The following is a 7,570-nucleotide window of genomic DNA, read 5'->3' as shown; positions in this document are numbered from 1 at the left end:
TCGGGTACGCGGACGTCGACCTCCGGGTCGACGTCCGCGTACCCGAGGTCCGGGCTGTAGACGGCGCGCAGGGGCAGCCGCGTCACGGCGGGTTCGTACGCGTCCAGGACGCAGCGCAGATACAGGTGCGCGTGCGCGGCGGACCGGGCCAGCACCCCGGCGGAGGCGAGCCCCGAGCGGTCGGGGGAGGGCAGCAGCCCGTTGGTCGTCTTGAGCCCGAACACCCCGCACCAGGCCGCCGGGATGCGTACCGATCCGGCCCCGTCGCTCCCGGTCGCCAGCTCCACCAGCTCCGCGGCGACCGCCGCCGCGGAGCCCGCCGAGGAACCGCCAGGCGTCCGGTCGGACCGCCAGGGGTTGACCGTGCGTCCGTGGGCGCCCAGCCCCCAGGTCTGCCAGTAGGTGCCGGGGCCCGGCACGGAGGTCGAGCCGACCGGGACACCGCCCGCCGCGATCAGCCGCCGGGCGGCGTACGAGCGGATGCCGGTGGGGCCCTTCACCGCGAACGGGAGCCCGGCCAGCGGGAGCCGGGCCGCGCCGGGCAGCCGGGCCGACGCCTCCTCGTGCCAGACGTCGATGAAGGCGCAGAGCCGCGGGTCCGTCCGTCCGATCGCGGCCAGCGCCCCGCGCACATCCCTGGGAGCCGTCATCCGCTCAGTCTCCCAGCGCCGCCTCCATGACGGAACGGGCGATCGGCGCGGCACTGCCGCCGCCGCTGATGTCGGCCCGGTCGGCGGCGGCGTCCTCGACGACCACGGCGACCGCGACGGCCGGCCGGGCCGCGTCCTGCGCCTGCGCCCAGGAGATGAACCAGGCATACGGAGTACCGGAGTTGTCGATGCCGTGCTGGGCCGTGCCGGTCTTGCCGCCGACCGTCACCCCGTCGATGGCCGCGTTGGAGCCGGTGCCGTCCTGCACCACGTCGATCATCATCTGGCGCAGCCGCGTCGCCGTCTGCGAGGTCATCGCCCGGTGATAGGAGCGCGACCTCGTCGTGTGGACGGTGGAGCCGCCGTGCGTGGTCGTACGGTCCACCAGATGCGGGTACATGAGCTCGCCGCCGTTCGCCACGGCCGAGGCCACCATCGCCATCTGCAGCGGGGTCGCCGTGGTGTCGAACTGGCCGATCGAGGAGAGGGCCAGCTGGTCGTCGCTCATGCGGGTGTCGAAGTTGCTCTTCGCCACCCCGGACGGGATCTTCAGCCCCGTGTCGTTGAAGCCGAACCTGCCGACCGCGTGCACCATGCCCTCCAGCCCGACCTGCACCCCCAGATGGGCCATCACGGTGTTGCAGGAGACCCGGATCGCCTCGGCCAGGGACGCCTCGTCGCAGCCGCTCGCCTCGTCGGGGAGCGTGGTCGAGGTGCCCGGCAGCACGTAGGGGGAGGGGGTGTCGGTCGAGGCGTCCGGGTCGGTGACGACCTCGGCGTCCAGGGCGGCCGCCGCCGTGACGATCTTGAACGTGGAGCCGGGCGGATAGGTCTGCCGGATGGCCCGGTTGAGCATCGGCTGAGTCCGGCCCGAGTTGAGCTGCCGCCAGGCGTCGGTGACGGACGAACCGGTACCGGAGAGCAGCCCCGGATCGTACGAGGGGGTCGAGACCAGCGCCAGGATCTTGCCGGTCGTCGGCTCGATGGCCGCGACGGCGCCCCGCCGGCCGCCGAGCCCCTCGAACGCGGCACGCTGCATGGAGTCCTTGACCGTGGTGACGACGTCGCCGCCGGGCTGCCGGCTGCGGGTGATCTCGTTCCAGAGGGGGAACGGGGCGAGCATCGAGTCGGTGCCGGAGAGGACCGGGTCCTCGGCGTTCTCGATCAGGGTGGTGCCGTACGTCTGCGAGGCGTATCCGGTCACCGGGGCGTACAGCGGGCCGTAGCGGTAGGTGCGCTCGTACGCGAGCTGCTCGCCGGTGTCCTTCGAGCCGGTGACGGACCTGCCGTCGGCCAGGATGTTGCCGCGCGGCTGGTCGTAACGGTGGATCGTGATCCGCCGGTTGGCGGGGTTGTCGTCGAGCGAGGAGGCCTCGAAGACCTGGACGCGGGCGGCGTTCAGCAGCAGCGCCACGAGCAGCAGGAGGCAGAAGGCGGCGGCGCGCCGGATGTAGCGGATCATGTCCGGGGCCCCCGCAGCACGGTCGGCGCGTACGGGATCACAGTTCGTCCTCCAGGATGGGCGCGATGACTCCGGTCTCCACCTGGTCGGGGTGGGGTCTGCGGGCCAGGTCGCTGACCCGGATCAGCAGCGCCACGATGATCCAGTTGGTGACCACGGAGGAACCGCCCTGGGCGAGGAACGGCATCGCCATGCCCGTCAGCGGGATCAGCCCCATCACCCCGCCCGCGATCACGAACACCTGGAGCGCCAGGATCGAGGCGAGACCGATCGAGAGCAGCCGCCCGAACGAGTCGCGCAGGGCGAGTCCGGCCCGGTAGCCGCGCGCCACCAGCAGCGCGTAGAGCATGAAGATCGCCGTCAGCCCGGTCAGGCCGAGCTCCTCGCCCGCCGTCGCCAGGATGAAGTCGGACTTGGCGGCGAAGCCGATGAGGATGGAGTGCCCGAGCCCGAGCCCGGTGCCGAGCATCCCGCCGGCCGCGAAGGCGAACAGCGACTGGGCGAGCTGGCCGGGCCCCTGACCGGCGTCGATGGAGGCGAACGGGTCGATCCAGTCCTGCACCCGGCTGTGCACGTGCGGTTCGAACGAGCCGACGACGAACGCGCCGACGGCGGCGAGCAGCAGCCCGACGGCGATCCAGCCGATGCGGCCGGTCGCCACGTACAGCATGATCACGAACAGCCCGAAGAAGAGCAGCGAGGTGCCCAGGTCCCGCTCCAGGATCAGCACCCCGACGCTCAACAGCCAGATCGCCACGATCGGGCCGAGCACCCGGCCGGTGGGGAGCTGCAGCTTCCAGATCTTGCGGCCGGTGTACGCGAGGGCGTTGCGGTTCGCCGCGAGGTAGGCGGCGAAGAAGACGGCGAGCAGGATCTTGGCGAACTCGCCCGGCTGGAAGGAGAATCCGCCGACCCTGATCCAGATCTTGGCGCCGTTCACGGCGGGGAAGAAGATCGGCACGATCATCAGGACGAGGGCGGTGGCGACCGAGAGGTACGCGTACCGCTGGAGCACCCGGTGGTCGCGCAGGAACACCACCACCGCGATGAAGAACGCCACGCCGAGCGTGGACCAGACCAGCTGGGTGGGGGCCGCCTGGTCCTTCGGGGTCTCCAGGTCGAGCCGGTAGATCAGCACCAGGCCGAGGCCGTTGAGCAGGAGGGCGATGGGCAGCAGCAGCGGATCGGCGTACGGGGCGCGGAAGCGGACGGCGAGATGGGCGAGCAGGGCGAGCAGCCCGAGCCCGCCGCCGTACCCGGCGACATCGGGCGGGACCGCGTTGTTCCTGGCCAGACCGACGGCGGCGTAGCCGTACACGGAGATGAGGACGGCCCCGATGAGGAGCGAGAGCTCCACGCCGCGCCGCTTGGGCAGGCGCAGTTCGGGCGGAGGTGCGTCCGCTGTCGTTGCGGTCATGCCACGCAACGTAGCAAGAGGTGGGGTTTATTTCCCTTATGTCAAAGTGCGGAGGTTCGCGGGGCTCCGGCGGCGGACCGTCAGGACCGGGGGCCGGGCGGCGGTTGTGCCTCGCGGCGTACGCACTCCGGCAGCGTCAGCCGGGCCACCGCCCCGCCGTCCGCCGCGTTCTCGAAGACCAGCCGGGCACCCATCACCCGTGCCTGCCCGGCGGCGATGGTCAGCCCGAGGCCGTGTCCCTTGCTGCCGCCCTCGGTGCGGAAGCGCTGCGGGCCGTCTGCGGTCAGATAGTCCGGGAAGCCCTCGCCGTGATCGCGTACGGTCACCACCGGCCCGTCGACCGTCAGCACGACCGGCGGGCGGCCGTGCCGGTGCGCGTTGCTGATCAGATTGCCGAGCACCCGCTCCAGGCGCCGCCTGTCCGTCTCGACGCGTACCGGCGGCCCGTCCCCGACGACCCCGACCTCGGTGTGGGTGCCCGAGGCGGACGCCACTCGCTCGACGAGCGGCGCCAGTTCGTGCACGTCGAGATCTACCTGCTCGGTACGCGTGTCGAGCCGGGAGATCTCCAGCAGGTCCTCGGTGAGGGCGCGCATCGTGCGGACCCGGTCCTGCACCAGCTCCGAGGGGCGGCCCGGCGCCAGCAGTTCGGCGGCGGCCGACAGGCCGGTCAGCGGGGTGCGCAGCTCGTGCGCCACATCGGCGGTGAAGCGCTGCTCGGTCAGCAGCTTGCGCTGGAGCGTCGCGGCCATCGTGTCCAGCGCACCGGCGACGATCGCCACCTCGTCCGGCCGGCGTGAGGGGTCGGCCGTACGGGGGTCGTTGACGCGGGCGTCGAGATCACCGGCCTCGATCCGGCGGGCCACTCGCGCGGTCTGGTGCAGCCGCCGGGTGACCCGGGTGACGGCGAACCCGCCGGCCAGCAGCGTCGCGCCGATCGCCAGCAGCGAGGAGCCGATGATCGCCCCGTCCAGGCCGTTGATCGTGCGGGCGCTCTGGCTGTAGTCGATATGGGTCGCCAGCGCGTGGCCGTCGGCCGGGGCGGCGGCCCACATCGTCGGCCGGCCGAGATGGTCGGCGACCATGGTGCCGCGCTCCCCGTCCACCGCCAGGGCCCGCAGTGACGCGGGCAGCCCCGGCGGATCGAGACCGGAACGCGGCGGAAGCGCCTCGCCCGCCTCGTAGGCGGCGGTGACGCCCTCCAGCCGGGTCAGCGCCTTCTCGCGGGCGTGGCCGACCGTCTGACGGTTGACCGCGGTGTGCACCAGCACGCCCAGCAGGGCGGCGAGCACGCAGCACATCACGGTGATGAAGGCCGCGGACTTCCAGGTCAGCGACGCGGTCCAGGCGGGCGTCCGCAGCCCGCGCGGGCCACGCGGCGTTCTCGGCCGCCGCCGGCTCACCGGCGCTCCGCGGACACGGCGGCCGAGGGGGCCGCGGTGGGTGCGGCGGTCGGCGGTGCGGTGGGCGGCGACGCCGTCGGCGCGGCGGAGGGCGGTTCGCCGGGCCGCACGGAGGGTCGCGTGCCCTTCGGCTGCCGCCGGCCGGGCTCGGGCTGCGGGGTCATGCGCAGGATTCCGTCCTGGGTGGGCAGCATGGCCCGCTGCCTGCTGTCCCAGGACCAGGCCGTGCGGTACTCGTACCCGGTGATGGCGGAGGGGGCCCGCATGATCAGGTCCCGGCCGGCCAGCTCCACGCTGATCACCGCGTCCGAGGTGGACATGATCCGGGTCAGTCCGCCCGGCCCCGGCATGTAGACCCGCACGGAGAGCTGGCGGTCGGCCAGCTTGATGGCGAGGACCAGCTCGTCCCTGCCGTCGCCCGTCAGATCGCGGTAGTACGGCGCGAGCACCGGGCAGTCGTCCGGCGCGGTCCGGCAGGCGTTGATCCGGCGGACCGCGGCGGCCGGGAGCTCGTCCGTACCGCTGGAGCGGTCGGGGTGGGCCTTCAGGCCCGCCTGCACCACCGCCACCGGGTCCAGCCGGCGCACATCGCCGCCCGGAACCGTGATGCCGGGGATGTGCGCGGTCTCACCCTCGCCGTAGTCGTACGGAGCGGCGGAGGCGGGCGGCAGCTCCGGCCAGAGGCGGGCCGGACCGATGGCGGCCGGGGCCGGACCGGTACTCTTCAGCCCGCCGCCGGCGCCGCATCCGGCCAGCAGGGCGGTGCCGGCCAGCAGTGCCGCCACGCTGGGCGCCACCCGGTGCTGCCGACGCATGGCTTTTCTCCGTTCCCGAGGTCCGTCGAGCCGGTGGGCACGTGCTCGCGCACGATCCCGGCTCCGTAGACCTTACGGAAGGAAGTCTCTTATGCGTATTTAGTGCTGATACGGATTCTGGCCCTGGCCCTGGCCCTGGCCCTGCGCTCCCGGCGCATAGCCCGGCTGCTGCGGCTGCCCGAACGGGTTGCCGTCCTGTGACGCGATGTGCTGGGCCAGCAGCTGCTCGGCCTGCTCCTTGGGGATCTTCTGCTCACCACCGCAGAAGGTGCACTGGGTGGCGAACTTCGTCGAGAAGGGGAACAGCGGCACGAAGAACAGCGTGAACTTCGTGACCCGCTTGCGCAGGGTGTGCGCGGACGGATTCCCGCACCAGCCGCAGACCATCGTCATGACGGCCAGTTGGTAGAGATAGCCTCGCGTACCGAAAATGATCATGTTGTGGGTCCCTTCCCCGAATCACCCATGAGCGCCCGGCGGCAGAGCGCCAGCAGCTTCTCGTCCTCGTATGTGTCGTGGCTGCCGTAGCCGCCGTCCATCGCGTTGTGGCGGCGTACGGAGGCGAGCTCGGCGCGCAGCACATGTGCCGCGTCCGACCCTGCACCAGCGGCCCCCATCCGCGCCAGGCATTCGGCCACCCGAACCCTGACATGGCGGTTCTGCTCCCAGGCCGCCAGGAGTACCGGTACGGACTCCCCGGCCCGCCCGGAAACCTCCCACAGGGCGATCGCCGCGTCCACTCGCAGCCACAGCTCGTCGTGCCCCAGCAGCGCCCGCAGCCGTGGCGCGGTCACCGCGGCCCGCGCACCCAGCCGGCCCAGCGCGCTCGCCGCCGACCGCCGCTCGTGCGCGTGCTCCGCCTGCAGCCCCTCGATCAGTACCGGCAGCACGGCGGCGGCGTCCCCGTCGACCGCCCAGAGCGCCTCGGCGGCCTCCGTGGCCGCCGCGGTGCCGGGACGCCGGATCAGCGCCCGCAGCTCCGGCACGGCACAGTGGGCCGCGGGCCCGAACGAGCCGAGCGCCCGCAGCGCCGCCGTGCGCAGCCACTCACCGCGGTACTCCGGGGCCCCGCGCAGCACCCGCAACACCTCGGGCGCCGCCTCGCCCGCCCGCAGCGCGGTCAGCCCGGCCAGCAGCGGGCTCGCCCGGTCGTACGCGCCCTCGTCGAGCCCCACCTCGCCGAGCCTGCGCCGCAGCGCACCGGCCAGCGGACGGGCCGCCGACCCCAGATAGCCGATGGCGAACCCCACGTCGTGCGGCACCTCGGGCCGCTCCAGCGCCGCGGCCAGCGCGGGCACGGCGCGGGCGTCGCCCAGCCGGGACAGTGCCTTCACCGCGCTGCCGAGCCCCGGCGGCCCGCTCGCCCACTCCTTCACCCAGGCCCCCGGATCCGCCGCCACCCTGGCCGCCAGCGCGTCCGCGGCCGGTGCGGCCAGGCCGAACAGCTCCTCCAGCACGTGCGAAGCCGCCTCGGCCAGCTTCGGCTCGGCCGCGCCGAGCTGCTCGCCGACCAGCCGCACCAGCTCCCCGTAGGAACCGCGCCAGGCCCGGATCAGCCCGCTGCTCATCCGGACCGCGTCGATGCGCTGCCAGCGGTCGGGGCTGCACAGCTGGTCGGTCAGCAGCGCGGTCCGTTCGGCGACCCGGTCGTCAAGACCGACATGCAGGGTCCGCAGCAGATCGGCCGTCCAGGGCGCCGCGCGCCCCGCGCTCTCCTCGGCCGACAGCGCCCGCAACTGCCCCACCAGCGTCACCGGCGCGGCCCGCTCCTCGACCCCGGCCGGCTCCGGCTCGCTGTGCGCCTCGGCCGCCCGGGGCCCCGG

Annotated in this window: 7 protein-coding genes; all 7 read right to left on the bottom strand. The window is 73.4% G+C overall.

Features of this window, described 5'->3' with window-relative positions; all coding sequences use genetic code 11:
• Nucleotides 1–650 (bottom strand): amidase family protein (locus J1C73_RS21100; RefSeq protein ID WP_242644487.1); only part of this gene is annotated, 650 nt, incomplete at its 3' end.
• Between the two features lie 4 nt (nucleotides 651–654).
• Nucleotides 655–2,112 (bottom strand): peptidoglycan D,D-transpeptidase FtsI family protein, encoded by a 1,458-nt coding sequence (locus tag J1C73_RS21095; protein WP_207317789.1) that lies wholly within the window; start codon nucleotides 2,110–2,112, stop codon nucleotides 655–657.
• Nucleotides 2,113–2,149: 37 nt separating this feature from the next.
• Complete coding sequence (locus J1C73_RS21090; RefSeq protein ID WP_207317788.1) at nucleotides 2,150–3,529, bottom strand: FtsW/RodA/SpoVE family cell cycle protein; 1,380 nt, start codon at nucleotides 3,527–3,529, stop codon at nucleotides 2,150–2,152.
• Nucleotides 3,530–3,609: 80 nt separating this feature from the next.
• Nucleotides 3,610–4,932, bottom strand: a complete 1,323-nt coding sequence (locus tag J1C73_RS21085) for an ATP-binding protein (protein ID WP_307797756.1) — start codon at nucleotides 4,930–4,932, stop codon at nucleotides 3,610–3,612.
• The gene (locus tag J1C73_RS21080; protein WP_207317787.1) at nucleotides 4,929–5,747 is read right to left on the bottom strand and encodes a hypothetical protein; all 819 of its coding nucleotides are present in this window, start codon (nucleotides 5,745–5,747) and stop codon (nucleotides 4,929–4,931) included. Before J1C73_RS21080 ends, J1C73_RS21085 begins: the two co-directional genes overlap by 4 nt.
• A 99-nt stretch (nucleotides 5,748–5,846) precedes the next feature.
• Complete coding sequence (locus J1C73_RS21075) at nucleotides 5,847–6,185, bottom strand: zinc ribbon domain-containing protein (protein WP_207317786.1); 339 nt, start codon at nucleotides 6,183–6,185, stop codon at nucleotides 5,847–5,849.
• The coding region (locus J1C73_RS21070) for a HEAT repeat domain-containing protein (RefSeq protein WP_242644486.1) at nucleotides 6,182–7,570 on the bottom strand (1,389 nt) is incomplete at its 5' end. The genes J1C73_RS21075 and J1C73_RS21070, both read right to left, overlap by 4 nt.

This window comes from Streptomyces laculatispora (assembly GCF_017353455.1).
In the GTDB taxonomy this organism is placed as follows: Bacteria; Actinomycetota; Actinomycetes; order Streptomycetales; family Streptomycetaceae; genus Streptomyces; species Streptomyces laculatispora.
The sequence above is the reverse complement of the archived record's forward strand: the minus strand, read 5'-3'. Positions and strand labels throughout refer to the sequence as shown.

Bases quoted from the DNA above. Each gene is read 5' to 3' on its own strand.
- J1C73_RS21080 (WP_207317787.1), bottom strand. From the start codon at position 5,747: ATGCGTCGGCAGCACCGGGTGGCGCCCAGCGTGGCGGCACTGCTGGCC.
- J1C73_RS21095 (WP_207317789.1), bottom strand. From the start codon at position 2,112: ATGATCCGCTACATCCGGCGCGCCGCCGCCTTCTGCCTCCTGCTGCTC.
- J1C73_RS21090 (WP_207317788.1), bottom strand. From the start codon at position 3,529: ATGACCGCAACGACAGCGGACGCACCTCCGCCCGAACTGCGCCTGCCC.
- J1C73_RS21075 (WP_207317786.1), bottom strand. From the start codon at position 6,185: ATGATCATTTTCGGTACGCGAGGCTATCTCTACCAACTGGCCGTCATG.